The sequence below is a fragment of the Streptomyces sp. NPDC090106 genome, from assembly GCF_044747265.1.
Classification (GTDB): Bacteria; Actinomycetota; Actinomycetes; order Streptomycetales; family Streptomycetaceae; genus Streptomyces.
In genome coordinates, this window is sequence record NZ_JBIVDS010000005.1 from 183,886 (window position 1) to 209,208 (window position 25,323).

Annotated in this window: 21 protein-coding genes; 7 read left to right on the top strand and 14 right to left on the bottom strand. The window is 73.3% G+C overall.

The window, feature by feature from the left end:
- Positions 1-76 precede the first annotated feature (76 nt).
- Positions 77-874: a lipoyl(octanoyl) transferase LipB gene (gene lipB, locus ACIPSE_RS17875; RefSeq protein WP_401663507.1), complete on the bottom strand. Its 798-nt coding sequence runs from the start codon at positions 872-874 to the stop codon at positions 77-79.
- 277 nt (positions 875-1,151) lie between these two features.
- Here lipB and ACIPSE_RS17880 point away from each other — a divergent pair, with 277 nt between their 5' ends.
- The gene (locus ACIPSE_RS17880; protein WP_401663509.1) at positions 1,152-2,588 is read left to right on the top strand and encodes a regulator; all 1,437 of its coding nucleotides are present in this window, start codon (positions 1,152-1,154) and stop codon (positions 2,586-2,588) included.
- 21 nt (positions 2,589-2,609) lie between these two features.
- Here the strand turns inward: ACIPSE_RS17880 and ACIPSE_RS17885 are convergent, their stop codons facing one another.
- On the bottom strand, positions 2,610-3,995 hold the full coding sequence (locus tag ACIPSE_RS17885; protein WP_401663511.1) for an NAD(P)/FAD-dependent oxidoreductase: 1,386 nt from the start codon (positions 3,993-3,995) through the stop codon (positions 2,610-2,612).
- A 413-nt stretch (positions 3,996-4,408) separates the two neighbouring features.
- On the opposite strand from ACIPSE_RS17885, the gene ACIPSE_RS17890 reads away from it, so the two are divergent.
- Positions 4,409-4,888: a GNAT family N-acetyltransferase gene (locus tag ACIPSE_RS17890; protein ID WP_401663513.1), complete on the top strand. Its 480-nt coding sequence runs from the start codon at positions 4,409-4,411 to the stop codon at positions 4,886-4,888.
- A gap of 186 nt (positions 4,889-5,074) precedes the next feature.
- On the opposite strand, the gene ACIPSE_RS17895 is transcribed toward ACIPSE_RS17890, so the two are convergent.
- Positions 5,075-6,259 carry a MarP family serine protease gene (locus ACIPSE_RS17895; RefSeq protein ID WP_401663515.1) on the bottom strand — a complete coding sequence of 395 codons (1,185 nt, stop codon included), beginning with the start codon at positions 6,257-6,259 and terminating at the stop codon, positions 5,075-5,077.
- Positions 6,260-6,578: 319 nt separating this feature from the next.
- On the opposite strand from ACIPSE_RS17895, the gene ACIPSE_RS17900 reads away from it, so the two are divergent.
- Positions 6,579-7,355: a peptidoglycan recognition protein gene (locus tag ACIPSE_RS17900; RefSeq protein ID WP_401663516.1), complete on the top strand. Its 777-nt coding sequence runs from the start codon at positions 6,579-6,581 to the stop codon at positions 7,353-7,355.
- 36 nt (positions 7,356-7,391) lie between these two features.
- On the opposite strand, the gene ACIPSE_RS17905 is transcribed toward ACIPSE_RS17900, so the two are convergent.
- The gene (locus ACIPSE_RS17905) at positions 7,392-8,516 is read right to left on the bottom strand and encodes a lipid II:glycine glycyltransferase FemX (RefSeq protein WP_401663518.1); all 1,125 of its coding nucleotides are present in this window, start codon (positions 8,514-8,516) and stop codon (positions 7,392-7,394) included.
- Between the two features lie 163 nt (positions 8,517-8,679).
- Here ACIPSE_RS17905 and ACIPSE_RS17910 point away from each other — a divergent pair, with 163 nt between their 5' ends.
- Entirely contained in the window at positions 8,680-8,913 is a 234-nt protein-coding gene (locus tag ACIPSE_RS17910; RefSeq protein WP_401663520.1) for a hypothetical protein, read from the top strand.
- A gap of 27 nt (positions 8,914-8,940) precedes the next feature.
- On the opposite strand, the gene ACIPSE_RS17915 is transcribed toward ACIPSE_RS17910, so the two are convergent.
- From ACIPSE_RS17915 to ACIPSE_RS17930, 4 genes are all read right to left on the bottom strand, one after another.
- A complete protein-coding gene (locus tag ACIPSE_RS17915) occupies positions 8,941-9,459 on the bottom strand; it encodes a DUF4240 domain-containing protein (RefSeq protein WP_401664448.1) in 519 nt (172 codons plus the stop codon).
- A 56-nt stretch (positions 9,460-9,515) separates the two neighbouring features.
- On the bottom strand, positions 9,516-10,490 hold the full coding sequence (locus ACIPSE_RS17920) for a helix-turn-helix transcriptional regulator (RefSeq protein WP_401663522.1): 975 nt from the start codon (positions 10,488-10,490) through the stop codon (positions 9,516-9,518).
- Positions 10,491-10,559: 69 nt separating this feature from the next.
- Positions 10,560-13,265 carry a pyruvate dehydrogenase (acetyl-transferring), homodimeric type gene (aceE, locus tag ACIPSE_RS17925; RefSeq protein WP_401663525.1) on the bottom strand — a complete coding sequence of 902 codons (2,706 nt, stop codon included), beginning with the start codon at positions 13,263-13,265 and terminating at the stop codon, positions 10,560-10,562.
- Positions 13,266-13,531: 266 nt separating this feature from the next.
- Positions 13,532-14,161 (bottom strand): GntR family transcriptional regulator, encoded by a 630-nt coding sequence (locus tag ACIPSE_RS17930; protein WP_401663527.1) that lies wholly within the window; start codon positions 14,159-14,161, stop codon positions 13,532-13,534.
- 213 nt (positions 14,162-14,374) lie between these two features.
- Here ACIPSE_RS17930 and ACIPSE_RS17935 point away from each other — a divergent pair, with 213 nt between their 5' ends.
- A complete protein-coding gene (locus ACIPSE_RS17935; RefSeq protein ID WP_401663529.1) occupies positions 14,375-15,097 on the top strand; it encodes a hypothetical protein in 723 nt (240 codons plus the stop codon).
- 63 nt (positions 15,098-15,160) lie between these two features.
- Here ACIPSE_RS17935 and sucB read toward each other — a convergent pair whose 3' ends face one another.
- The 3 genes from sucB to ACIPSE_RS17950 all read right to left on the bottom strand — a co-directional run bounded on the left by sucB (position 15,161) and on the right by ACIPSE_RS17950 (position 20,237).
- On the bottom strand, positions 15,161-16,966 hold the full coding sequence (gene sucB / locus ACIPSE_RS17940; protein WP_401663531.1) for a 2-oxoglutarate dehydrogenase, E2 component, dihydrolipoamide succinyltransferase: 1,806 nt from the start codon (positions 16,964-16,966) through the stop codon (positions 15,161-15,163).
- 76 nt (positions 16,967-17,042) lie between these two features.
- Positions 17,043-18,431, bottom strand: a complete 1,389-nt coding sequence (gene lpdA / locus ACIPSE_RS17945) for a dihydrolipoyl dehydrogenase (protein WP_399965613.1) — start codon at positions 18,429-18,431, stop codon at positions 17,043-17,045.
- 285 nt (positions 18,432-18,716) lie between these two features.
- A complete protein-coding gene (locus ACIPSE_RS17950; protein WP_401663533.1) occupies positions 18,717-20,237 on the bottom strand; it encodes a leucyl aminopeptidase in 1,521 nt (506 codons plus the stop codon).
- Positions 20,238-20,498: 261 nt separating this feature from the next.
- Here ACIPSE_RS17950 and ACIPSE_RS17955 point away from each other — a divergent pair, with 261 nt between their 5' ends.
- The gene (locus ACIPSE_RS17955) at positions 20,499-21,290 is read left to right on the top strand and encodes an endo alpha-1,4 polygalactosaminidase (RefSeq protein WP_401663535.1); all 792 of its coding nucleotides are present in this window, start codon (positions 20,499-20,501) and stop codon (positions 21,288-21,290) included.
- A gap of 10 nt (positions 21,291-21,300) precedes the next feature.
- On the opposite strand, the gene ACIPSE_RS17960 is transcribed toward ACIPSE_RS17955, so the two are convergent.
- Entirely contained in the window at positions 21,301-22,137 is an 837-nt protein-coding gene (locus ACIPSE_RS17960; protein ID WP_401663538.1) for an adenosylcobinamide-GDP ribazoletransferase, read from the bottom strand.
- Positions 22,138-22,206: 69 nt separating this feature from the next.
- On the opposite strand from ACIPSE_RS17960, the gene ACIPSE_RS17965 reads away from it, so the two are divergent.
- Positions 22,207-22,947: a hypothetical protein gene (locus ACIPSE_RS17965; RefSeq protein WP_401663541.1), complete on the top strand. Its 741-nt coding sequence runs from the start codon at positions 22,207-22,209 to the stop codon at positions 22,945-22,947.
- Here ACIPSE_RS17965 and ACIPSE_RS17970 read toward each other — a convergent pair.
- Both ACIPSE_RS17970 and ACIPSE_RS17975 read right to left on the bottom strand, forming a co-directional pair.
- Complete coding sequence (locus ACIPSE_RS17970; protein WP_401663544.1) at positions 22,911-23,585, bottom strand: hypothetical protein; 675 nt, start codon at positions 23,583-23,585, stop codon at positions 22,911-22,913. The two genes, ACIPSE_RS17965 and ACIPSE_RS17970, sit on opposite strands and share 37 nt — an antisense overlap.
- Positions 23,582-25,285, bottom strand: coding sequence for a phosphatidylglycerol lysyltransferase domain-containing protein (locus ACIPSE_RS17975; protein ID WP_401663546.1), 1,704 nt, complete (start codon positions 25,283-25,285; stop codon positions 23,582-23,584). Before ACIPSE_RS17975 ends, ACIPSE_RS17970 begins: the two co-directional genes overlap by 4 nt.
- Positions 25,286-25,323: the final 38 nt, after the last annotated feature.

A 25,323-nucleotide genomic window follows, 5' to 3' on the forward strand; every position in this document is an offset into this window, starting at 1 on the left:
GTGCACCAGCGTACGCCCGTGCATTACCAAGCCCACGATGAGGCCAACCCCGCACCGGCGGGGCTGATTCCCGGTCTCAGGCCGTGGCCTTCTCGATCGTCCGCGGCCTGAGGTCCGCATTCTCCAGGACGTCCCGCAGATGCCGTTCGGCGATCGGCAGGACCTCCTCGATCGTCACGTCCCGCCCGAGCTCGCCCGCGAGCGAGGCCACGCCCGCGTCCCGGATGCCGCACGGGATGATCCGGTCGAACCAACGGTTGTCCGGGTTCACGTTCAGCGCGAAGCCGTGCATCGTGACGCCCTTGGCGACCCGGATGCCGATCGCGGCGATCTTGCGGTCCTCGCGGCGCTGGCCCGCGTTGGACGGGGCGTACTCGGGGCCGTTCATCCGCGGGTCGAACTCCTCGTCGTGCAGACGCGGGTCGAAGTCGAGCGAGAGTCCGCCGATCGCCGGACGCGTCTCCACCGGATCTCCGAGGATCCACACCCCGCTGCGGCCCTCGACCCGGCTGGTCGTGACGCCGAACTCGGCGCACGTGCGGATCAGGGCCTCCTCCAGCCGTCGTACGTGCGCCACCACGTCCACCGGGCGCGGCAGCTTCTGGATCGGGTAGCCCACCAGCTGGCCCGGACCGTGCCAGGTGATCTTGCCGCCGCGGTCCACGTCCACGACGGGCGTGCCGTCGAGCGGGCGTTCGCTGTCCGCGGTGCGCCGGCCGGCCGTGTACACGGGCGGGTGTTCGAGCAGCAGCACGGTGTCCGGGACCTCGTCGGTGAACCGGGCCGCGTGCACCCGGCGCTGCTCGTCCCACGCCTCCTGGTACGCGACGGCCTCCGTACCGAATCCCATGCGAACGAACCGCAGCTCACTCACGGCAAGCGCCTCCTCGACGACGTAAGGCACGTAGCGTGCCTACGCCACTGTACGACCGGCCCGTACGGTCTTCGTCCGTCAGCCCTGTAGGCCAATCCTCACACGATCGGATGAATAGCCGGTGGAGCCTGCGACCGGCCGCTCACTCTCCGCTACATTCGCGCCGTTCACGAGGTCAAAAGGGCTGCTCACCGGCAATCCGGGCACCGCACACCCGGGTACCGCGGCGGTCAAAGCCGCCTCCACCCGCCCCGAAAGGCAGGAGACCGTACCGCCGATGACGGAACGACCCGCGCAGCGCACGCCCAACCGCCAGCTCGCCGCGCTCATCGCAGAAGCGGGGTTCTCCAACGCGGGGCTCGCCCGTCGAGTGGACCAGCTCGGTCTCGAACACGGCCTCGACCTGAGATACGACAAGACGTCCGTGACCCGGTGGCTGCGCGGCCAGCAGCCCCGGGGCACCACACCCGCCCTGATCGCCGAGGTCTTCACCCGCCGCCTCGGCCGCCGCCTCACCGCCCAGGACCTCGGCCTGGACGCCTGCGCGCCGGTGTACGCCGGCCTGGAGTTCGCGGCCACCCCCGAGGAGGCCGTCGACATTGTCAGCGGACTGTGGCGCAAGGACTCCGGCAGCCACGCCGAACTGCGCAAGATCGCCTTCACCCCGGCCGGGCTCGTCGTGCCCAGCCGCGACTGGCTGATCGGCCGCGCCGACGACAAGGTCGCCCGCGGCGAACCCCCGCTCAAGGTGCCCGTGCAGGGCCGCCCCGTCGTGCCCCGCCAGCGCGTCCAGGGCGAACGCGGCCCCGGCCAGAAGGTCACCCCCGGCGACATCAACGCCCTGCGCTCGGTCGGCGAGCTCTTCCGCTCCCTCGACAACATGTACGGCGGCGGCCACGCCCGCCAGGCCCTCGTGCGCTACCTGGAGCACGAGTGCGAGCCGATGCTGCGCGGCGTCTACGGCGAGCAGACCGGCCGGCGCCTGTTCGCCGCCGCCGCCGACCTCACCCGCCTCGCGGGCTGGACCTCGTACGACATCGCCGCGCACGGGCTCGCCCAGCGGTACTTCGTGCAGTCGCTGCGGCTCGCACAGGCCGCCGGGGACCGGGCGTACGGCTCGTTCGTGCTGATCACGATGAGCCGCCAGGCCGTCTACCTCGGGCACGGGCGCGAGGCCGTGCAGCTCGCCCGGGTCGCCCAGCAGGGCGTAGGGACCAACGCCCCGCCGGTCGTCCAGGCCCTCCTGCACGCCGTCGAGGCACGCGGGCACGGCGTCCTCGGCGAGGTGCGCGCGTGCACGGGCGCCCTGGTCCGCGCCGAGCGGGCCCTGGAGGCCGCCCGGCCCGGTGACGAGGTCCCCCACTGGGCACGCTTCTTCGACGAGGCACAGCTCGCCGACGAGTTCGGGCACGCCCACCGGGACCTCCAGCAGTTCCGCGCCGCCGCCCAGCACGCCGAGCGCTCCCTCCAGCTGCGGGCGCCCGCGTACGCCCGCAGCCGGCTGTTCTGCCGCATCGTCCTCGCCTCCGCCCGCCTCGGCCTGGGCGAACTCGACCAGGCCTGCTCACTGGGCGCTGAGGCGGCCGGGGCGGCCCTGGAGATGCGCTCCGTACGGGCGGTGGAGTACGTCCGGGACTTCGAGCGGCGCCTGGAGCCCTACAAGGACGCCGCGCCGGTGAGGGGGTACCGGGACCGGGTCGCGGCGCTCGGCTAGGGAGCGCCCGGCGGACAGGCCCTAGGCCGCGGTGGCGGTGGCCGCGGGGAGCGGGTCGGCCCGGTGCATCGAGCCCGCCGCCCCGAGGTCCGCCAGGATCGCCGCCGCCGCCCGGTGAGCCGAGTGCAGCGCCCCCTGGACCGTGCTGGTGTCCCGGTGGTCCCCGCACACGTACAGCCCGGCCAGCAGCCGCACCGGGCGGCGCAGGTCGTGCGGGACACGCATCGCCGGGACCGCCTCCGCGGTGTGATGGACGGCGAGCGTCTCCCAGCGGCTCGTCGACACCCCGTACAGCCGCGACAGATGCCGGCGTACGGCGGTCGCGACGTCCGGGGGAGGGGGCCCGAGGACCGTCGAGGAGATCAGGGCCCGGCCCGCGGGAGCACGGCTCGGGTCCACCTCGCTCACGACCGTCGTATGGGTGACCGGACCGCCGCGATCGGCGTCGAGCAGCAGCGCGGCGCCGGTCCCCGGCGGCTCCTCGGTCGTGTGGTGGACGACCGTCACCTGATGGAAGTCGGGCACCCTCAGCCCCGGCAGCAGCTCGGCCGCGGCGCGGGCGTCGGTCGCCAGGAGCACCGCACGGCACCGGAACGCGCCGTGCTCGGCGGTGGCCACCCCGTTCGTCGCCACCGAGGTGACCCGGACCCCGGTGCGCACCGTGCCCGGCGGCAGGGCGCGCGCCAGCAGCTCCGGCAGCGCCTCCGCGCCGCCCTCCGGCACGCACAGCCGCCCGCCCGCGAAGGCGCGCAGCGCGAGGTCCGCGCACCGGCTCGACGTCGTCAGCCCCGGGTCGCAGAGCAGCGCGGCCAGCAGCGGGCGCAGGAAGCCGTCGATCGTCCGGGCCGGGAAACCGCGGGCCGCGAGCGCGTGGGCGGCGGGTGACTCGGGCCGGGCCAGCAGGCGTTCGACCGGCGCGTTCGCGATCCGGGCGAGCGCCGCGCCTAGGCGGGCCTGGTCCATCGCCGTCCCCAGCGGGGCGGTGCCCCGTGGTGCGCCGGTCGCGGACACCGGCGCCGAACGGGGCGCACGGCCCCGGGGGGCGCTCGCCAGGGCGCGCACGGCATGGAGTGCGCCCCTCGCGCTCCGGGTGTTCGCCGCGGTGGCACCCGCCCGGTGGTGACGCCCGTCGCTGTGCAGCAGGACACCCGGCGCGAAGGGGCGCAGGACCAGCCCGTCCAGCCCCGGGGTCAGTCGTAGTTCCGGATACGCGGTGGACAGCAACTGCCCGACGCGGTCGAGCCGGAAGCCGTCGACCTTCTCGGTCGACATCCGGCCCCCCACGCACGACGCGGCCTCCAGCACCGCCGTCGTCACGCCTGCGCTGGTCAGCCGATGTGCCGCCGAGAGTCCGGCGACCCCTGCTCCCACGATCACGACGTCCACCTGGTACGCGGGCTCAAGCACGTGCCCCTCCTCGAGGTTGCGCGGCCGGTGGAGACGTCATGCCCCCAACTGGCTCCAGGGATACCCGAGTTCGGATCGAGGTTAGGTCCGTGATCGGCCGGCGACAGTCGCGCATCGACAGAGCACGGTCGCACGCGAGCCTTCTTTTGTGCTCCCGCCTCCGGGGCGCCCAAGCCGGTGCCGGGCGGCCGCCTCTTTTTTTGTGCTCCCGCCTCCGGGGCGCCCAAGCCGGTGCCGGGCGACCGACCGTGCTCGACCCTTCGGGCCTCCGCGCGCTCGGCCGCCCGCCTCCGGCGCGCCCCTGCGGCTCCGCACCGTGCGCCCGCCTCCGGCGTGCCCCTGCCGCTCCGCACCGGCGTGCCCGGCACTGGAGCGCTCCTGTGGCTCCGCACCGTGCGCCGTAGGGTTCCGGCATGCTCATACGCCACGCCACCCCCGACGACGAGACCGCGCTCGGTCTCCTCGACCGTGCCACCTGGTCCACGCTGCACGCCGTGCAGCCACGGCCGCAGGCGCCGTACGAGCCGTTCTTCAACGAGCGGTTCGGGCCTCGGGAGCATCTCGTCGCCGAGGCCGGGGGCGAGGTCGTCGGCTATGTCCGGCTGGGGTACGCCACCCCGCTCGCCTGCAACATGCACGTCCGCCAGATCCAGGGCCTGGCCGTCGCCCCGGCCGCGCGCGGCACCGGCGTCGCCCGGGCGTTGTTGCGGGCCGTCCAGGACGAGGCCCGGCGCCGGGGCGCCCGCCGGATCACCCTGCGCGTCCTCGGCCACAACACCCCCGCCCGCCGGCTCTACGAGTCCGAGGGTTTCGTCGTCGAGGGAGTGCTGCCCGAGGAGTTCTTCCTCGACGGCGCCTACGTCGACGACGTCCTCATGGGCCGCACCCTGTGAAAAATCGGGGCGGGCCCCTGAACCACCCGTCCCGGTTCAGCAGTCCCTGACCTGGTCGGCCCGGGAGGCGCTGCGGCGCCTGCGGACCACGGTGTAGAGCGCGAACCCCGCCACCAGCAGGGAGATCAGGAAGAACACGGGCAGCATGAGGAACAGCATGGCCCACCGCGCCGGGCCGCACGGTGCTTACGAGGTGACCAGGTCACCCGTGTCCACCGGCGCCGTCGCGTCCGCCGCGCGCTCGGCGTCGGAGGCGACCTCGTCGGCCGTCAGCACATAGCCCGTCTCGTCGTCGGTCGTGGAGCGGGCGAAGACCACGCCGAACACCTTGCCGTCGGTCGTCAGCAGAGGGCCGCCGGAGTTGCCGGGGCGGACGGTGGAGCGGATCGAGTAGATCTCACGGGTGACGGTCTCGTCGTTGTAGATGTTCTGGCCGCGCGCCTGCACCCGGTTGGCGACGGTCGCCGCCTGGAGGTTCAGATCGCCGTCCTGCGGATAGCCGGCGACCACCGCGGAGTCCCCGCGCGAGGCGTCGTCGTCGAAGCGCAGCACCGGCGCCTCCAGCTCCGGCACGTACAGCACGGCGACGTCCTTGTCCGGGTCGAACAGGACGACCCGGGCCTCGTACGACCGCCCGACGCCGCCGACGCGCACGGTCGGGTCGTCGATCCCGGCGACGACATGCGCGTTGGTCATGACGTGCTCGCGCGCGAACACGAAACCGCTGCCCTCGCGCCCCGAGGTGCCCGCGACACCCTCGATCTTCACCGTGCTGCGCTTGGCGGCCTCGGTGGCCTCCGCCGTGACGCTGTCGCCGGTGGGCTTGGCGACCTCCGCCGTCGACTCGTTCTCGAAGGGGTTGAAGACCTGCGGGAAGCCCGCCGCGGTGAGCGCCGAGGTGGCCCGGGCGAACCACGCGGGCGTGGTGTCCGGCATCGCGTCCTGCACCGCGCCCAGCAGCCGCGAGTCCCGGATGGCGGTGGTGAGCGTCGGCGACGCGGACACGGCGAGCACGCTCGCGGCCACCCACGACACGATCAGCACGGCGACCGAGTTGGCGACCGCGCCGCCCACCCCGTCCGCCACCCGCAGCGGCCCCTGGTCCAGCTCCCGGCGCAGCCTGAGCGCCAGCCGGCCCGCCAGCTCGTGCCCCACCACGGCCGGGACCAGCACCGTCAGCACGGCCGTCACCGTCGCCGCCGTACTGCCCGCCGCCACCAGCTCCATGATCCAGGGCAGCACCCAGACCCCGATGACCGCGCCGCCCACGAACCCGGCGAGCGAGACGCAGCCGGCCACCAGGCCGCGCCGGTAGCCGGAGGCCGCGTAGGCCAGGATGACCAGCACCAGCAGGATGTCGAGCAGGTCCACGGAGCCGCCTTTCTCTCGGTCCCTCTAGTACGGGCGGGACCGGTCCAGTGATCAGCACCCACGCGCGCGTGGCGCCCGGAACCGGCCACGCGTGCGTGCACCGGAAGAAACGTGCTGGACCCGGACGATGGTTCCACCAGGTGGCACACCCCACATCGCGGGCGCGGCGCATCGGGCCGAGAGTGGGTCCATGCGTGTCCGAAGAGCGAGGGGGATACGAAGGCCGCGCCCGCCCCGGACGACGGCCCGGCGGGTGCGGTCCCGGATACCGGCCCGGTGGGTGCCGCCCCGGGCGCCGGAACGGACGCCGGCCCGGTGGGTGCCGTCCCGCGCCTGGCTGCTGCCGGCCTGCGTCACCGCACTCGCGACCGTCGTCGCGCTCGCCCTGTGCACGAGCGGCGTCCAGCGCCACCCCGCCCGGGCGGCGGCCCGGCCGCTCGCCGCCCGTCCCGCCGCCGCCCCGCACCACGCGGCGAAGCCGCCCATCGTGGCCCGCTCGGTCTGGGCGACCGGCGCGGGCGAGGCCAACGGCACCGCCCGCACCCCGCCGCCCCCGCGCTACGACGACAAGGTCGTCGCCGTCTTCGTCCACCACACCGACTCGCCCAACGGCTACGACTGCGCGGACGCGCCCCGCATCATCCGCTACCTCGCCGCGGGCCAGACCGGCGCCCGCGACTGGGACGACATCGGCTACAACTTCCTCGTCGACCGCTGCGGCACCATCTACGAGGGCCGCGCGGGCGGCACCGACCGCCCCGTCACCGGCGCCCACACCCAGGGCTTCAACCACCGCACCACCGGTGTCGCCGCCCTCGGCACCTTCACGGCGGGCGTCCCCGTGCCCCCGCCGATGGCCGAGGCGATAGCGGCCCTGGCCGCCTGGAAACTGGGCCTCGCCGACATCGACCCGCGCGCCTCGGTGAGACTCACCTCCAGCAACAGCCTCAGCCGCTACACCGCGGGCACCACCGCCGACCTGCCCGCCGTCGCCGGCCACGACGAGGGCTACGCGACCAGCTGCCCCGGCGCCGCCCTCACCGCCCGCCTGCCGGACATCAGACAGCGCGCGGCACGGCTCCAGCACAGACCGTAGCCACGACAGCCCGCGAGGACGGCCTGAAACCTCCTCTCACCTGCGCCCCAGACACACCCGCACCGCCTGCTGGAGCACCTTGCCCTGGCTGCCCACCGGACGTTCCCACTCCCCGAGGTACTCCACGGCCCGGCCGCCCGCCCCCGTCTTGAACAGCAGCCGCCCCAGCAGCCGGTCCTCGGTCAGCACCGGGGTGACCGAGCGCAGGTCGTACGTCTGGGCGCCCGCCGCCCGCGCGTCGCCCAGCATCCGCCACAGCAGCGCACTGCTGGGCCGCAGCTGCCGCCCCTGCCGGCCGGACGCGGCGTAGGAGTGCCAGGAGCACGAGCCCACGTTGATCATGAGGGCGGCGGACAGGACGACCCCGTCGTGCTCGGCGAGGTACAGCCGCACCCGGTCGTCGTCCAGGGCGTTGAGGGCCTTCCACAGCCGCTTGAAGTAGTCCGGCGGCCGGGCCCTGAACCCGTCGTGGGCGGCGGTCGCCGCGTACAGGCGGTGGAAGTCGGGCAGATCGGCGGCGGTGCCCCAGCCGACGCGCACCCCGGCCCGCTCCGCCGTGCCGAGCGCCTGCTCCCAGTGGGGCGCGAGCCCCGCGCGCAGCTCCTCGGCGCTCCGCCCGGCGAGCGGTATCCGGCAGCCGTAGCGCGGCTGGCCGAGCCCGAACCCGTTCCCGTGGCCCTCCGCGCACCGCCGCCACCCCAGCGCCCCGAGCCGGTCCGCCGCGTCCAGCGCGAACCCGTCGACGTGATCGGCGGGCAGCTCCCGCAGATGCCGTACGGCGGGATCGGCGACGCCCGCGGCCACGGTGCCCGGCTCCCAGTGCCGTACGACCAGCGGCGGCCCCATCCGCAGCGAGAACGCCCCGTGCTCCTCCACATGGGCCACCAGCGGGTCCAGCCACCGCTCCAGCCGCGCCCGCCAGTCCACGGCGGGACCGTCGGGCACGTACGCGAGGAACCGCCGGGTCCCCGGCAGCGGCCGGTACAGCACCAGCGCGGCGGCGACCATCGACCCGTCCTCGAACCAGCCGACGCTCTGCGCGAACCAGTCGGGCTTCACGTCCCCCCACTCGGGGATCTGGAGATGACTCGCCTCGGGGTGCCGCGCCAGATGGGCGAGGTGTTCCGCGCGCGTGATCTCCCGCACGTACGGGCTGGTCATGGGCAGAGGGCTCCTGTTCGGTCGGCCGGCGAAACCGTAAGCCGCCGAGTACGGGAGGGGTCAAGAGCGGACGGCTCACAGCCTTCTCATGGCCACCTCACCGATCTCCCCGAGATCGGCTCCCTATCGTCATGCACACGCACTGACTGGAGGTGGGGAAGAAATGAACAGCAGTCACACGGAGACGGCGGTCAAGCCCGGCTGGACGAGGACCGCGCGCGGCCCCTGGGCGGTCGTCTGCGCCGTCGCCACGGTCGTCCTCGGCCCGGCGGCCGTCACCGCGTCCGCCCTCGACCAGGCCAACGCCGCGCCCCTGCACCACACGGTGCGGGTCAAGCCCGAGCAGACCCAGGCGTACATCCCGACGGACACGACCCGCCGCAGGGCGACGGCCTGAACCGGCCGCGGGGGCGCCGGGGCGGCGTCAGTCGCGGAACCGTTCCCACAGCTGGGGATAGCGCTCCGCGAGCGCCCGCTCGTCCTCGAAGTCGACCGGCACGCCCTCCGGTTCGGGAGGCGCCGGCGGGATGCCGAGATCGGGGGCCACGGCGCCGGTGAGCTCCTCGTACGCCTCGTCGGCGGCGTACCCCAGTTCCTCGCCGTCGCCGTCGATCTCCTCGTCGAAGTCGCCGAGCAGCTCGGCCAGCGAGTCCGGGGCGTGCACGGCGCCCTCGTAGACCTCCCGGCCCTGGCCGATCAGCCAGCACCGGAAGAAGTCGAACGCGTCGTCGCTGGCCCCGTCCAGCAGGACGGTCGCCGCGCCCCACAGCTCCCAGGTGTAGGCGCGGTTGTAGCGGGCCTCGAAGTGACGGGCGAAGTCGAGGACCATCTCCGGGTCCAGACCCAGGAGCCGGTCCACGAGCAGGTCGGCCTGCTCCTCGGGGTCGCTCTCGGCGGCCTCGCGGGTGGCGTCCACCAGCTCCCAGAACTCCGTCTCGTCCATCACGGGTCCAGCATCTGCCCTGGACCGGCGGGGCGCACGTGGAGTGCGGCGGATTGTTATGTCCCGTACAGGAGGGCCAGCCGGCGCGCGTCGTCCGCGCACCGCGCCCGCAGACCGGCGGGCGCGAGCACCTCCGCCTCCGGCCCCAGCGCCGCGAGCCGGGCGTGCGCCACCTCCTCGGACTCCACGGCCAGTGTCACCGTCACCCATCCGTCCGCGTCCGGCGCCCCCGCGCCCGCCAGCGCCTCCCGCGCGGGCGGCCCGTCCACGGCGTACGGCAGCGCGCGCACCCCGGCCGGCGACAGCCGGACGACGGCCTCGGCCCGCAGCACCGAGCGCGCGAACTGCTCGGCCCGCTCGTCCCAGAAGGACGGCAGGTCGAAGCCCGGATCACGGGCGAAGCGTCCGGCGCCTGCCGTCACGGCCGTGAACCGGTCGACGCGGTACACCCGGAAGGCGCCGGCGTCCGGCACCCGCGCGCACAGGTACCAGGACCCGGCCTTCAGGACGAGCCCGTACGGCTCCAGCTCCCGCTCCACCTCGGCCGCGCCCTTGCGGTAGAGCACGGTGACGGGCAGGTCGTCCCACACCGCCTCGGCCACGGCCGGCAGCAGCTCCGGCGTCCGCGGCTCGCTCCACCAGCCCGGCGCGTCCAGATGGAACCGCTGGGCCGCCGACTCGGAGGCGTCCCGCAGCGCGGGCAGCAGCGCCGCCGACACCTTCAGCCGGGCCGCGGACGCGGCGTCCTCCAGCCCCATCTCACGCAGCGCCCCCGGCACCCCGGACAGGAACAGCGCCTCGGCCTCACCGCGGTGCAGCCCGGTCAGCCGGGTCCGGTAGCCGCCGATCAGCCGGTACCCGCCGGCCCGCCCCCGGTCCGCGTACACGGGCACGCCCGCCTCCGACAGGGCCTGGGCGTCACGGACCACGGTCCGCTCGGAGACCTCCAGCTCCCGCGCCAGCTCGGCCGCGGTCATCGCGGGCCGGGACTGGAGGAGCAGCACCATCTTGATCAGGCGGGCAGCACGCATCCGCCCATCATGGTCCCCACGCACGACAGGGCCCCCACCGGTGGTGGGGCCCTGTCGGGGAACGGCCGGCTACAGGCCGTACTTCTCGCGTGCTTCCTTCATCGCGGTCGCCTTGACCTCGCCGCGCCGGGCGAGCTGGGCCAGGGCCGCGACGACGATCGACTGCGCGTCGACACCGAAGTGGCGGCGGGCCGCGTCACGGGTGTCCGACAGACCGAAGCCGTCGGCGCCCAGCGAGGACCAGTCCTGCTCGACCCACTGCGCGATCTGGTCGGGGACCTGGCGCATGTAGTCGGAGACGGCGAGCACCGGACCCTCGGCGCCCTGGAGCGCCTGGCGCAGGAACGGCACCCGCTCCTCGCCGCGCAGGAGCGCCGCGTCGGCCTCCAGCGCGTCGCGCCGCAGCTCGGACCAGGAGGTCGCGGACCACACGTCGGCGGCCACCCCCCACTCCTCGGCGAGCAGGCGCTGCGCCTGGAGCGTCCAGTGGATCGCGGTGCCCGAACCGAGGAGCTGGATGCGCGGGGCGTTGGCCGCCGTCACGTTCAGCCCCGCCGACTCGGCCGTGTTGAACCGGTACAGGCCCTTGACGATGCCCTCGTCGACGCCCGCGACGGACGGCTTGGCGGGCTGCGGCAGCGGCTCGTTGTAGACCGTCAGGTAGTAGAAGACGTTCGGGTCCTCGTCCGGCGCGGCCTCGCCGTACATGCGGCGCAGACCGTCCTTGACGATCGCCGCCACCTCGTACGCGAACGCCGGGTCGTACGTCAGCGCCGCCGGGTTGGTCGCCGCGATGACGGGGGAGTGCCCGTCCGCGTGCTGGAGGCCCTCACCGGTCAGCGTCGTCCGGCCGGCGGTGGCGCCGACGAGGAAGCCGCGGCCGAGCTGGTCGCCGAGCTGCCACATCTGGTCGGCCGTGCGCTGCCAGCCGAACATCGAGTAGAAGATGTAGAACGGGATCATCGCCTCGCCGTGCGTCGCGTACGCGGTGGACGCGGCGATGAAGTCGGCCATCGAACCGGCCTCGGTGATCCCCTCGTTGAGGATCTGGCCGTTCTTGGCCTCCTTGTAGTACATGAGCTGGTCGCGGTCGACCGGCTCGTACGTCTGGCCCTTGGGGGAGTAGATCCCGAGGGAGGGGAAGAGGCTCTCCATGCCGAAGGTGCGCGCCTCGTCGGGGACGATCGGCACCCAGCGCTTCCCGGTCTCCTTGTCGCGGACCAGGTCCTTGACGAGCCGGACGAAGGCCATGGTGGTGGCCACGTTCTGGGTGCCGGACCCCTTGTCGAAGGAGGCGAAGGCCTTCTCGGCGGGGGCGGGCAGCGGCGCCAGCGCGTGCGTACGGCGGGCCGGGGCCGGACCGCCGAGCGCGGCACGCCGCTCCTGGAGGTAGCGGACCTCGGGGGAGTCGGCGCCGGGGTGACCGTAGGGCACCACCCCGTCGACGAACTGGGCGTCGGAGATGGGGAGTTCGAGAAGGTCACGCATCGTCTTGAACTCGTCCACCGTGAGCTTCTTCATCTGGTGGTTGGCGTTCTTCGACGCGAAGCCCTCGCCGAGGGTGTTGCCCTTGACCGTCTGGGCGAGGATCACGGTCGGCGCGCCCTTGAACTCGACGGCGGCCCGGTACGCGGCGTACACCTTGCGCGCCTCGTGACCACCGCGCGAGAAGTGGAAGCACTCCAGGATCTTGTCGTCGGACAGCAGCTTCGCCATCTCGGCGAGCGCGGGGTCGGCGCCGAAGAAGTCCTGGCGGATGTAGGCGGCGTCGCGCGTCTGGTACGTCTGCACCTGCGCGTCGGGCACCGAGCGCAGCCGGCGGACCAGTGCGCCGGTGGTGTCGAGCGCGAACAGCTCGTCCCAGGCGCTGCCCCAGAGGGACTTGACGACGTTCCAGCCGGCGCCGCGGAACTGGGCCTCCAGCTCCTGCACGATCTTGAAGTTCGCGCGGACCGGGCCGTCGAGGCGCTGGAGGTTGCAGTTGATGACGAAGGTCAGGTTGTCCAGACCCTCGCGGGCGGCGAGCGCGAGGGCGGCGGTCGACTCCGGCTCGTCCATCTCGCCGTCGCCGAGGAAGGCCCAGACGTGCGACTGGGAGACGTCCTTGATGCCGCGCGCGGTGAGGTACCGGTTGAAGCGGGCCTGGTAGATGGCGGAGAGCGGACCGAGACCCATGGAGACGGTCGGGAACTCCCACAGCCAGGGCAGCCGGCGCGGGTGCGGGTAGGACGGCAGGCCGCCGCCCCCGGACTCGCGGCGGAAGTTGTCCAGGTGGGACTCGTTCAGCCGGCCGTCGAGGAAGGCGCGGGCGTAGATGCCGGGGGAGGCGTGGCCCTGGATGTAGAGCTGGTCGCCGGAGCCGTCCGCCTCCTTGCCCTTGAAGAAGTGGTTGAAGCCGGTCTCGTAGAGCCAGGCCGCGGAGGCGAAGGTGGCGATGTGGCCGCCGACGCCGTACTTGCTGCCCCGGGTGACCATCGCCGCCGCGTTCCAGCGGTTCCACGCGGTGATCCGGGTCTCCAGCTCCGGGTCACCGGGCAGGCCCGGCTCCGCGGAGGTGGGGATGGTGTTGACGTAGTCGGTCTCCAGGAGCTTCGGCAGCGCGATGCCGTTGCCCTCTGCCCTCTCCAGCGTGCGGCGCATCAGGTACGCGGCACGGTGCGGGCCGGCCGCCTTGGCGACCGCGTCCAGTGAGGCCTGCCATTCGGCGGTCTCCTCGGGGTCGCGGTCCGGGAGCTGGTCGAGCTCGCTCGGCTGGGTGGCGTAGGGGTCGGTCATGTCGCCGCCTTCCTCGGTCGAAGGGGGTTCCCTCAATCAGGCAGGGTCTTCGGGGGTGCCCTTGGTCTTTGGCAGGACAGGGCGTCGGACTTCGGTGGAAGTCCGTCGGTGACTGTAACTCGCTGATCGATGATCGATCAAAGGGTTCACGGCCAAAACTTCCCGATCGGGAGAAAGTAGGCACGGGGTGCCTCGGCGGATGGCACCGGGTGACGCCTTTTGGGGGTTGTTTTCGCAGGTGAGGGCACGTATGAGCGCGAGTGTGCTCAGCCCTCGTGACGGGGCGCGCAGCCCAGCACGTGGGCCTTCACCAGCTCCGCGATCCGCGGGTCCCGGCGCCGGAACGCCTGCACCAGCTCCTCGTGCTCCTCCGCGTACGACTGCTGCACGGTCCCCAGCCAGCGGATCGACAGCGCCGTGAACACCTCGATGCCGAGCCCCTCCCAGGTGTGCAGCAGCACGGAGTTGCCCGCGGCGCGGACCATCTCCCGGTGGAAGGCGACCGTGTGCCGCACCTGGCCCGTGCCGTCCGCGGCGCGGTCGGCGTCGTAGAGCGCGGCCACATGCGGCTCCAGGGCGGAGCAGTCCCCGGCGAGCCGCTCGGCGGCCAGTTCGGCGGCGATGGCCTCCAGGCCCGCCCGCACCGGGTAGCTCTCCTCCAGGTCGGCCGCCGTGAGGTTGCGCACCCGCACGCCCTTGTTCGGCGCCGACTCGATCAGCCGGAGCGACTCCAGCTCGCGCAGCGCCTCCCGCACCGGGGTCTGGCTGACCTCCAGCTCGGTGGCGATCCGCCGCTCCACGATCCGCTCGCCCGGCTTCCAGCGCCCGCTCACGATCCCCTCCACGATGTGCTCGCGGATCTGTTCGCGCAGCGAGTGGACGACGGGCGCGGTCATGAGAGCTCCTTAAGGGCGTTTGACGTTTAGACAATAAGGCCGAGGGCCCGTCCCGGAGGGGCGCACGGGGGCGCTTTCATGCAGGTGAGACGAGACTTACACGCTCGCAGTCGCGCGGCTTCTGTCAAGACGCGGAACCCCGGTCCCGTCAGGTGTGTCGCCCAGGGCGGGGGTTTCCGCAGGGGGCGCTCCTTCGCACCACAGGGGGACGGCATGCGCATCGGGGGACGACGGGCACTGGCGGCCATGGCGGTGATCGGCGCGCTCGCCGCCGTCACGGGCTGCGGACAGACGGCCGAACGGGCGACGGCCCACACGGCGGCGCACAGCACGGCGGCGAGCGGCACGGAAGCGGGTGGGGCGGAGGCGAGCGGCACGGAAGCGGGTGGGGCGGAGGCGGTCACGGGTATGGCGGGCGCGGCCCGGACCGGCGGCGCGGCCTGCGTGTTCGTCAAGCCCGACGGCGCCCAGAAGTTCGGCCACGTCGGCTGGGGCTTCGAGGTGCCCGGGACCGGGCGCTGGGTCTACGGCGCCGTCGAGAACCCCGGCGGCGGGCTGTACACCCCGCCGGGCGGCGACATCGGGGCCTGGCACGCGGAGGGCACCTACCGGCGCATGCTCGACGACATGTCCACGGACGCCCACTACCCGGGAACCTCCGAGCATCCCTACAGCCGCTACCGCTGCACGGCGTCCGCCACCCATGACGTACGCCGGGCCCGCGCCATGATCCGTACGGTCGAGGCGCGCGGCTTCCTGGTCGGCGTCGACCCGAGGACCGGCGAACTCACCTCCCGGGACTGCCTGGACGCCACCTACGACGTCCTGAAGGCGTACCGCACGAAGGGACTCACGCCCGCGCCGAGGCTGTCCGTGCCCAACGTGTGGGTGGAGGAGCTGTGGGGCTGGTCCGACCGGCGGCTGAGCCCCAGGTGACACGACGGTGCCCCGCCCGGAATCCGGACGGGGCACCGTGCACACCCTCGGGGCGGATGAGCCCTACAGGCCGAGCTCGACCTCGAACTCGCCCGCCTCCAGGATCGCCTTGACGGCCGTCAGGTAACGGGCCGCGTCGGCGCCGTCGACCAGACGGTGGTCGTAGGACAGGGTCAGGTACGTCATGTCGCGGATGCCGATGACCGTGCCCTCCTCCGTCTCGATGACGGCCGGGCGCTTGACCGTGGCACCGATGCCGAGGATCGCGACCTGGCCCGGCGGCACGATGATCGTGTCGAAGAGCGCGCCGCGCGAACCGGTGTTGGAGATGGTGAAGGTCGCGCCGGACAGCTCGTCCGGGGTGATCTTGTTGGCGCGGACCTTGCCCGCCAGGTCGGCCGTGGCCTTGGCGATGCCGGCGATGTTCAGGTCGCCCGCGTGCTTGATGACCGGGGTCATCAGGCCCTTCTCCGAGTCCACCGCGATACCGATGTTCTCGGTGTCGAAGTAGGTGATCGTGCCCTCTGCCTCGTTGATCTTGGCGTTGATCGGCGCGTGCGCCTTCAGCGCCTGGGCCGCCGCCTTCACGAAGAACGGCATCGGGGAGAGCTTGACGCCCTCGCGCGCGGCGAAGGAGTCCTTGGCCTGCGCGCGCAGCCGCATCAGACGGGTGACGTCGACCTCGACGACCGAGGACAGCTGCGCCTGCTCGTGCAGCGCCTTGACCATGTTGTCGCCGATGACCTTGCGGATGCGCGGCATCTTGACGGTCTGGCCGCGCAGCGGGGAGGCCTCCAGGGTGGGGGCCTTCTTCGCGGCGGACGCGGCCGGAGCGGCGGCGGGAGCCGGGGCAGCGGCGGCGGCCTTGGCGGCCTCGGCGGCGGCGACGACGTCCTGCTTGCGGATACGGCCGCCGACGCCGGTGCCCTTGACGGACGCCAGGTCGACACCGTGCTCGGCGGCGAGCTTGCGCACCAGCGGGGTGACGTAGGCGCCGTCGTCACCGGAGGTGGCGGCGGGAGCCGGGGCGGCGGGCGCGACCGGGGCCGGCGCCGGTGCGGCGGGCGCCGGAGCCGGGGCGGCGGCCACCGGGGCCGGGGCCGGGGGAGCCGCGGGGGCGGCCGGAGCCACCGGCGCGGGGGCTGGCGGGGCCACGGGGGCGGCCGGGGCGGCGGGCGCGGCGGGCGCGGCGGGAGCCGGAGCCGGGGCGGCGGGGGCGGCCGGGGCGGCAGCGGCCGGAGCCGCACCCGCCGCACCGATGACGGCGAGCTTCGCGCCGACCTCGGCCGTCTCGTCCTCACCGACGGTGATCTCCAGCAGGACACCGGCGACCGGCGCCGGGATCTCGGTGTCGACCTTGTCGGTCGACACCTCCAGCAGCGGCTCGTCGGCCTCGACGCTGTCGCCGACCGACTTCAGCCAGCGGGTGACGGTGCCCTCGGTGACGGACTCGCCGAGCGCCGGGAGGACCACGTCCGTGCCGGACGCGGCACCGGCCGGCGCGGCGGCGGGGGCGGGCTCGGCGGGGGCGGCCGGAGCCGCGGGGGCCTCGGCCACCGGGGCCGGGGCGGCGGGGGCCGGAGCCGCGGCGGGCTCGGCGGCGGGCGCCGGGGCGGCGGCGGGCGCGCCCGTGCCGTCGTCGATGACGGCCAGTTCGGCGCCGACCTCGACGGTCTCGTCCTCGGCGACCTTGATCGAGGCCAGGATGCCGGCCGCGGGGGAGGGGATCTCGGTGTCGACCTTGTCGGTCGACACCTCGAGCAGCGGCTCGTCGGCCTCTACTCGCTCACCCTCGGCCTTCAGCCAGCGGGTGACAGTGCCCTCGGTGACGCTCTCGCCGAGCGCCGGAAGGGTTACGGAAACCGCCATGGTTTCGGTTGCTCCTTACGAATTGCGGAAAGTCTGTGACGTCGCTGGGACGCGGATGCTTCGGTCGACCGAGGGATCAGTCGTGCGCGTGCAGCGGCTTGCCCGCCAGGGCCAGGTGGGCCTCGCCGAGCGCCTCGTTCTGCGTCGGGTGGGCGTGGATGAGCTGGGCGACCTCGGCCGGCAGCGCCTCCCAGTTGTAGATCAGCTGGGCCTCGCCGACCTGCTCGCCCATCCGGTCGCCGACCATGTGGACGCCGACCACGGCACCGTCCTTGACCTGGACGAGCTTGATCTCGCCCGCGGTCTGGAGGATCTTGCTCTTTCCGTTGCCCGCCAGGTTGTACTTCAGAGCGACGACCTTGTCCGCACCGTAGATCTCCTTGGCCTTGGCCTCGGTGATGCCGACGGAGGCGACCTCCGGGTGGCAGTAGGTCACGCGGGGGACACCGTCGTAGTCGATCGGGACGGCCTTGAGGCCGGCCAGACGCTCCGCGACCAGGATGCCCTCGGCGAAGCCGACGTGCGCGAGCTGGAGCGTCGGGACGAGGTCGCCGACGGCGGAGATCGTGGGGACGTTCGTCCGCATGTACTCGTCGACCAGGACGTAGCCGCGGTCCATCGCGACGCCCTGCTCCTCGTAGCCGAGACCGGCGGAGACGGGCCCGCGGCCCACCGCGACCAGCAGGACCTCGGCCTCGAACTCCTTGCCGTCGGCGAGGGTGACCTTGACGCCGTCGGCGGTGTACTCGGCCTTCGAGAAGAAGGTGCCCAGGTTGAACTTGATGCCGCGCTTGCGGAACGCGCGCTCAAGAAGCTTGGAGGAGTTCTCGTCCTCGACCGGGACGAGGTGCTTGAGGCCCTCGATGACGGTGACGTCCGCGCCGAAGGACTTCCAGGCGGAGGCGAACTCGACGCCGATGACGCCGCCGCCCAGGATGATCGCGGACTTCGGCACGCGGTCCAGGACGAGGGCGTGGTCCGAGGAGATGATCCGGTTGCCGTCGATCTCCAGGCCCGGCAGCGACTTCGGCACGGAGCCGGTCGCCAGCAGGACATGGCGGCCCTGGACACGCCGGCCGTTCACGTCGACGGAGGTGGGGGAGGAGAGCCGTCCCTCACCCTCGATGTAGGTGACCTTCCGGGAGGCGACAAGCCCCTGGAGACCCTTGTACAGGCCGGAGATGACCCCGTCCTTGTACTTGTGGACACCGGCGATGTCGATGCCCTCGAAGGTGGCCTTCACGCCGAACTGCTCGCTCTCGCGGGCCTGGTCGGCGATCTCGCCCGCGTGCAGCAGGGCCTTCGTGGGGATGCATCCCCGGTGCAGGCAGGTGCCGCCGACCTTGTCCTTCTCGATCAGGGCGACGTCCAGGCCAAGCTGCGCCCCGCGCAGGGCCGCGGCGTAACCGCCACTACCACCGCCGAGGATCACTAGGTCGAAAACGGTGCTGGCGTCGTTCGCCACGTCACGTCCTCCATGCATGTGCGCCTACGCCGGTCAGCGGTGACCGGTCGGCGGCTGGTGTCCGGCCGCTCTTTCTCCGGCCCTGTGGTGGGGGCCCTGTCCTGCCGAGCCCATCTTCGCACCTGTCGGGACCGAACGAGACGCCGGGCCGGGGTGTGAGACACCACACGCTCACATGGGAAATGGGGGGCCGTGGTCCCCCAGGGGCGCGGGGAACTGCGCGACCGGCCACGACCGGCCCGCAGTCGCCCGCGCACTCCAGGTGCCCGAGCTGCCGGGCGAACGTCAGCCCAGGTCGCCGGAGGCCGTCAGCTCCGCCAGCCGCACCAGCGTCCGCACACCCGTGCCCGTACCGCCCTTGGGGGTGTACCCGAACGGGCCACCCTCGTTGAAGGCCGGCCCGGCGATGTCGAGGTGCGCCCAGGTGATGCCCTCGCCCACGAACTCGCGCAGGAAGAGCCCGGCCACCAGACCGCCGCCCATCCGCTCACCCATGTTGGCGATGTCGGCGGTCGGCGAGTCCATGCCCTTGCGCAGGTGCTCCGGCATCGGCATCGGCCACGACGGCTCGCCGACCTCCTCGGCGGCCTCGTGCACGGCCGTGCGGAAGGCGTCGTCGTTCGCCAGGATGCCGTACGTCCGGCTGCCCAGCGCCAGCATCATCGCGCCGGTCAGCGTCGCGACGTCGACGATCGCGTCGGGCTTCTCCGCGGAGGCGGCCCACAGCGCGTCGGCGAGCACGAGACGGCCCTCGGCGTCGGTGTTGAGGACCTCGACGGTCTTGCCGCTGTACATGCGCAGCACGTCACCCGGGCGCACGGCCGAGCCCGACGGCATGTTCTCGGCCAGCGCCAGCCAACCGGTGACGTTGACCTGGAGGCCGAGCCGGGCCACGGCGACGACGGCGGCGAACACGGCGGCGGCACCGCTCATGTCGCACTTCATCGTCTCGTTGTGACCGGCGGGCTTCAGCGAGATGCCGCCCGAGTCGTAGGTGATGCCCTTGCCGACGAACGCGAGGTGTTTGTCCGCCTTGGCGTGCGTGTACGACAGCTTCACCAGCCGCGGGGTGGCCTCGGAGCCGCCGCCGACCCCGAGGATGCCGCCGTAGCCGCCCTTGATCAGGGCCTTCTCGTCGAGCACCTGCACCTTGAGGCCGTGCTCCTTGGCCGCGGCCTGCACGACGGCGGCGAAGGCCTCCGGGTAGAGGTCGTTCGGCGGGGTGTTGATGAGGTCGCGGGAACGGTTCAGCTCCTCGGTGACGGCGAGGGCGCGCTCCACGGCGGCCTTGTACGCCTTGTCGCGCGGCTTGCCGCCGAGCAGGGCGACCTCGGCGAGCGGACCCTTGGCCTTCTTCGGGTCCTTGCCGTTGTCCTTGTACGCGTCGAAGGAGTACGCGCCGAGCAGCGCGCCCTCCGCGACCGCGCCGGCGTCCGCGGCGTCGCCGACCGGCAGCGCGAACGCGGCCTTCTTGGCGCCGTGCAGCGCGCGGGCGGCGGTACCGGCGGCGCGGCGCAGGGTCTCGGCGTCGAAGGAGGCGTCCGCGGCGGGTTCCGCGCCGAGGCCGACGGCGAGGACGAGCGGGGCCTTGAAACCGGACGGCGCCGGCAGCTTCGTCACCTCGCCCTCGGCGCCGGAGGCACCGAGGGTCTCCAGGACGCCGGCGAGCGTGCCGTCGTAGGCCTTGTCCACGGCTTCGGCGCCCGGCGCTACGACCGGGCCTTCGGCGCCCTTGGCGACACCGATCACGATCGCGTCGGCCCGCAGGCCGGGCGCCGCGGCGGTGCTGAGAGTGAGAGCAGTCACGGTGGTGATTTCTCGCTTCCGATGTGAAGTTCAGTTGGTCGAACGGGTGGGTCGACCGGGCCCGTCAGCCGACCCTAGATCTGCGCTGCGGGGCGGCATCGCCCGGGGTCCTGGCCCCGGGCGGTGAACGCGTGGATCGAGCCTACGCGCGTGGGGCGGGTTCGCTCATTCCCGGTTGTCCGTCCGGCCCCTTTCGGTGCCGTCCCCGACATGGGTGATCATCCTTGGAGTACCTCGCCCCCACGCCCTGGAGTCACCGAGTTGAGCCGCCGCTTCCGCCCCCTCCGTCCGATCCCCCTGACCGCCCTGCTCCTGCTGGCGGCCTGCACGACAGCGCCCGACAGCGAGCCGGACGACCGCTGGCGGCCCGCCCCGGGCGTCGACTGGCAGTGGCAGCTCAGCGGACGCCTCGACACCTCCGTCGACGTCCCCGTCTACGACATCGACGGCTTCGACCAGACCGAGGCGGCCGTCACCGCCCTGCACGACAAGGGCCGCAAGGTCATCTGCTATCTGTCGACCGGCGCCTGGGAGGACTGGCGCCCCGACGCCGACGACTTCCCCGAGTCGGTGATCGGCCGGAGCAACGGCTGGGACGGCGAACGCTGGCTCGACATCCGTGAGACCGAGATCCTCGAACCCCTCATGGCCGCCCGGATCGACATGTGCCGGGACAAGGGCTTCGACGCCGTGGAGCCCGACAACATGGACGGCTACCAGAACCGCACCGGCTTCGACCTCACCGCGGCCGACCAGCTCCGCTACAACCGCCTGATCGCCCGCCTCACCCACGACCGCGGCATGTCCGTGGGCCTGAAGAACGACCTGCCCCAGATCCCCGAACTGGTCGACGACTTCGACTTCGCGGTGAACGAGCAGTGCGCCCAGTACGGGGAGTGCGCCGAGATGACGCCCTTCATCAAGGCCGGCAAGGCCGTCTTCCACGTCGAGTACGAGCTGCCCACGAGCGAGTTCTGCGCGGACTCCCGCAAGCTGAAGCTCAGTTCCCTGCTGAAGAAGTACGAACTGGGGGTCTGGCGCAAGGCCTGCTGACCCCGCGCCCTCACAGGGCGGACGCGAACACCACCAGGGCGGCGGTCAGGGCGACCTCCTCGACCGCCCCGAACACGTCCCCCGTGACCCCGCCGAACCGCCGGACGCAGTGCCGCAGCCACAGCTCGGCCACCACGGCGGCGACCACGACCGCCACGACGGGCGCCCACGACCCGAGCAGCACCCCGAGGCCGCCCGCGGCCAGCAGCACACCCCCGCCCACGGCGACCGCGCCCCCCGCGGGCACCACCCCGGCCACCACCGCGCCGAGCCCCTCCGGCCGGGCCGCCGCCACGCCGGCCCGGGCGGCGCACGTCATCGCGAGCCGGGCGGCGCACCCCGCCACGACCGCGGCGACCGCCCCCCGCGCCCACGACCCGTCGTACGCCCGGGCCAGCGCGGCGACCTGCGCGAGGAGCGCGAACACCAGCGTGAGCACGCCGAACGGTCCGATGTCGGACTGCTTCATGATCCGCAGCGCGTCCGCGGCGGGCTTCGCGCTGCCCAGCCCGTCCGCGGTGTCGGCGAGCCCGTCCAGATGCAGCCCCCGGGTGAGCGCCGCGGGCACCGCGACGGACGCCACCGCCGCGAGCAGTGCCCCCGTGCCGAGGAGCAGCGCCAGCAGCCCCGCCCCCGCGGCGAGCGCCCCCAGCACCGCACCCACCAGCGGCGCGCACAGCATGCCGCCCCGGGCCGCCTCCCGGTCCCAGCGGGAGACCTTCACCGGGATCACACTGAGCGTCCCGAAGGCGAAACGGAGTCCGGGAAGAGCGGGCTCCGGCGCCGGGGTCCCGGACGGGTGCGGGCTCGGGGACGGGGGTGGGGTCTTGGACGGGGGTGGGGTCATGGGCCCGCAGACTAGCCCGGACGCCCTCCCCACCAGGCATTCCACCCCTGCCGCCGGGACACTGTGCGCATGGGCTCCTGGCTGCACCGCAACATCGTCGAACCCGGCAAGCTGCCCCTGCTGCTGGCCCTGACGGCGTTCGTGGTCACCTTCCTCGTCACCCGGGTCATCACCCGCATGATCCGGGCGGGCAAGGGGCCCTTCGGCAACATCAGCACCGGCGGTGTGCACATCCACCACGTGGTGCCGGGCGTCATCCTGACGGTCCTCGGCGGCTTCGGCGCCGTCGCGAGCGGACGCCACGGCTTCGGCTCGGCGGCGTTCGCGGTGGTGTTCGGCGTCGGCGCGGGCCTGGTGCTGGACGAGTTCGCGCTGATCCTGCACCTCGACGACGTGTACTGGTCCGAGGAGGGCCGCAAGAGCGTGGAGGTCGTCGTGCTGACGGCGGCGCTGGTCGGGCTGATGCTCGCCGGGTTCTCACCGCTCGGCGTCAACGACATGAGCCAGGAGGAACTCCAGGACCGGGGCACCGTCATCACGACCGTGCTGTTCAACTTCCTCTTCGCGCTCGCCGTCCTGCTCAAGGGCAAGGCCCGGATGGCGGTCTTCGCCGCGGTCGTGCCCCTCGTCGGCCTGATCGGCGTCGTCCGGCTGGCCCGGCCCGGCTCGCCCTGGGCCCGCCGCTTCTACCGCCGCCGCCCACGCGCCCGCGCCCGCTCCACCCTGCGCGCCTACCGCCACGACCGCCGCTGGTCCTCCAGGACCCGCAGGCTTCAGGACCTCATCGGCGGCACGCCCGACCGGCCCTGACGCACCTCCGAGACCCCGCACAGCACCAGCGCCGCCGCGATCGCCGCGAGATGTTCCTTGCCCGCCAGGTTGTCCTTGACCAGCACCTCGACGACCATCGCCACGATCACCGCGCCCCCGGTGACGTACGCCCGGTGGCGCCACGCCAGGAACACCGCGAGCCCCACCACCGCCGCCGACGGCCCGGTGTCGACGACCTGGGCGTCCGAGCCGGGCAGCCCGAACGGGGCGCCGGGTCCGAGCCGGACACCCAGCCGGGCGTACAGGGTGCCGGCGAGGGTCGCGGCGTAGGCCACGACCAGGGTGCGCGACCGGCCCAGGCAGATCTCCGCGATCCCGAACACCAGCAGGATCTGCGCCAGCGCGCCCCAGACGGGCAGGTCCAGGGCGGGCACGAACAGCGACAGCGGTGTGCGCGCCAGCGCCGACCACAGCGGGTCCTCGGCGCGCACCGCGCCCACGTCCTCGACCAGGCCGAAACCCCACGCCCGCTGGTGCACGACGTGCAGCAGCGCCGTCAGACCCACCGCGCCGACCGTCATCGGCACCGCCCGCCACCGCCGCCGCAGAAGGGGTCCGCGTACGGCGAGGTACAGCGGCCCCCATTCGGCGCGGGCCCGGCGGGCGAGGGTCCTCATCCAGTCGTCTCCAGGTGCGTGCGGTGCGGTGCCGGCAGACGGGCGGCCGGTGCCGGTCCGCCCAGGAACCCCTCGGCGCGTGCCGAGGCGAGCCCGATGCGCGGCAGGTCCGCGCTCTTCTCGAAGAGCAGGAACCGCGGCTCCCAGACGGGCCGGTACTTGGCGTTGGCCCGGTACAGGGACTCGATCTGCCACCAGCGGGAGAAGAAGCTCAGCAGCGCCCGCCACAGCCGCAGCACGGGACCCGCGCCGAGCCGGCCGCCCCGTTCGAAGACCGACCTGAACACCGCGAAGTTGAGCGAGACCTGGGTGATCCCGATCTCGCGGGCCCGGTGCAGCAGGTCGATCACCATGAACTCGATCAGCCCGTTGTCGCAGTCCCGGTCGCGCCGCATCAGGTCCAGGGACAGCCCGTTGGGGCCCCACGGCACGAAGGAGAGCAGCGCCCTGGGCTCGCCCGAGGCGTCGGCGCATTCGAGCATCAGGCACCGTCCGTCGGCGCCGTCGCCGAGCCGCCCCAGGGCCATGCTGAAGCCGCGCTCCCCGGCCCCGTCCCGCCACTCGTCGGCCCGCCGCAGCAACTGCGCCATCTCGTCGGCGGGGATGTCCTCGTGCCGTCGCACGCGCACCGTGTACCCGGCCCGGCGTACCCGGTTGTGGGCCTGCCGCACGGTGCGCATGGCGCGCCCCTCCAGGGTGAACCCGGCGACGTCGACGACGGCCTCGTCGCCGAGCTCCAGCGCGTCCAGGCCGTGCCGGGCGTACACCGTCCCGGCCTCCTCGCCGGCCCCCATCACGGCGGGGATCCAGCCGTGCGCGCGGGCCTCGGCGAGCCAGGGCCCGATGGCGCCGGGCCACGCCTCCGGGTCGCCCAGCGGGTCCCCGGAGGCCAGGGAGACCCCGCCGAGGACCCGGTAGGCGACGGCGGCCTTGCCGCTGGGCGACCACATAACGCTCTTCTCCCGGCGCAGCGCGAAGTAGCCGAGCGAGTCCCGCTCCCCGTGCCGGTCCAGCAGCTCCCGCAGCCGCCGCTCGTCGTCGTCGGTCAGCGGGTCGACGGCCCGCCGGGAGCGGAACGCGGCGTACAGGACGACGAGCAGGAGCGCGGTGCTGAGCACGTTGATCGTGACGTCGACCCAGGTGGGGGTGGTGAGGGCGGGGGAGTGGAAGTCGGTGATGGAGACGAGGCGCAGGGCGGCGTAGCGCCAGCGCTCGGTGAAGCCGGCCGGCCCGTCACCGGTCGCCGTCACCAGCAGCGCCGCGAGCAGCGAGGTGACGAGCAGTCCGCCGGCGCCCACGCACACCGCGAGCCGGGGGTTGGTCCGGTCACCCTTGGCGTAGAACTCCCGCCGTCCGAGGACGAGCGCGCCGGTGAAGGCGGCCGTGAGGCCCAGCGACACCCAGTTCTGCGGGTGCCGCCGGATCTCCGGGAACGCCATGGCGAACGCGAGGAGCGCCAGGAACGCCCCGCTGAGCGCGAGGTTGAGGATCCACGCGGCCCGCTTGCGCCGCCGCATGGTGATCGCGAGGAAGGCGGTGAAGACCCCGGACGCGAAGCCCGCCGTCAGCAGGTACGGAGTGAACAGATCCTGCTGGTTGTGCCGTCGCACGTCCTGCCCCAGGGAGACCCACACCGCGCTGAGGAAGTTGACGAAGGCGACGACACGCAGATACCAGACGGCGAACCGGGCATATCCCATGAGAGGGGATCATATGGGCGCCCTGGTCCGTTCGGTCG

What these genes read in the sequence shown, in the direction of transcription:
- ACIPSE_RS17880 (WP_401663509.1), top strand. Translation starts at nt 1,152, where the DNA reads ATGACGGAACGACCCGCGCAGCGCACGCCCAACCGCCAGCTCGCCGCG.
- ACIPSE_RS17890 (WP_401663513.1), top strand. Translation starts at nt 4,409, where the DNA reads ATGCTCATACGCCACGCCACCCCCGACGACGAGACCGCGCTCGGTCTC.
- ACIPSE_RS17905 (WP_401663518.1), bottom strand. Translation starts at nt 8,516, where the DNA reads ATGACCAGCCCGTACGTGCGGGAGATCACGCGCGCGGAACACCTCGCC.
- ACIPSE_RS17910 (WP_401663520.1), top strand. Translation starts at nt 8,680, where the DNA reads ATGAACAGCAGTCACACGGAGACGGCGGTCAAGCCCGGCTGGACGAGG.
- ACIPSE_RS17915 (WP_401664448.1), bottom strand. Translation starts at nt 9,459, where the DNA reads ATGGACGAGACGGAGTTCTGGGAGCTGGTGGACGCCACCCGCGAGGCC.
- ACIPSE_RS17920 (WP_401663522.1), bottom strand. Translation starts at nt 10,490, where the DNA reads ATGCGTGCTGCCCGCCTGATCAAGATGGTGCTGCTCCTCCAGTCCCGG.
- aceE (WP_401663525.1), bottom strand. Translation starts at nt 13,265, where the DNA reads ATGACCGACCCCTACGCCACCCAGCCGAGCGAGCTCGACCAGCTCCCG.
- ACIPSE_RS17930 (WP_401663527.1), bottom strand. Translation starts at nt 14,161, where the DNA reads ATGACCGCGCCCGTCGTCCACTCGCTGCGCGAACAGATCCGCGAGCAC.
- ACIPSE_RS17935 (WP_401663529.1), top strand. Translation starts at nt 14,375, where the DNA reads ATGCGCATCGGGGGACGACGGGCACTGGCGGCCATGGCGGTGATCGGC.
- sucB (WP_401663531.1), bottom strand. Translation starts at nt 16,966, where the DNA reads ATGGCGGTTTCCGTAACCCTTCCGGCGCTCGGCGAGAGCGTCACCGAG.
- ACIPSE_RS17960 (WP_401663538.1), bottom strand. Translation starts at nt 22,137, where the DNA reads ATGACCCCACCCCCGTCCAAGACCCCACCCCCGTCCCCGAGCCCGCAC.
- ACIPSE_RS17965 (WP_401663541.1), top strand. Translation starts at nt 22,207, where the DNA reads ATGGGCTCCTGGCTGCACCGCAACATCGTCGAACCCGGCAAGCTGCCC.
- ACIPSE_RS17970 (WP_401663544.1), bottom strand. Translation starts at nt 23,585, where the DNA reads ATGAGGACCCTCGCCCGCCGGGCCCGCGCCGAATGGGGGCCGCTGTAC.
- ACIPSE_RS17975 (WP_401663546.1), bottom strand. Translation starts at nt 25,285, where the DNA reads ATGGGATATGCCCGGTTCGCCGTCTGGTATCTGCGTGTCGTCGCCTTC.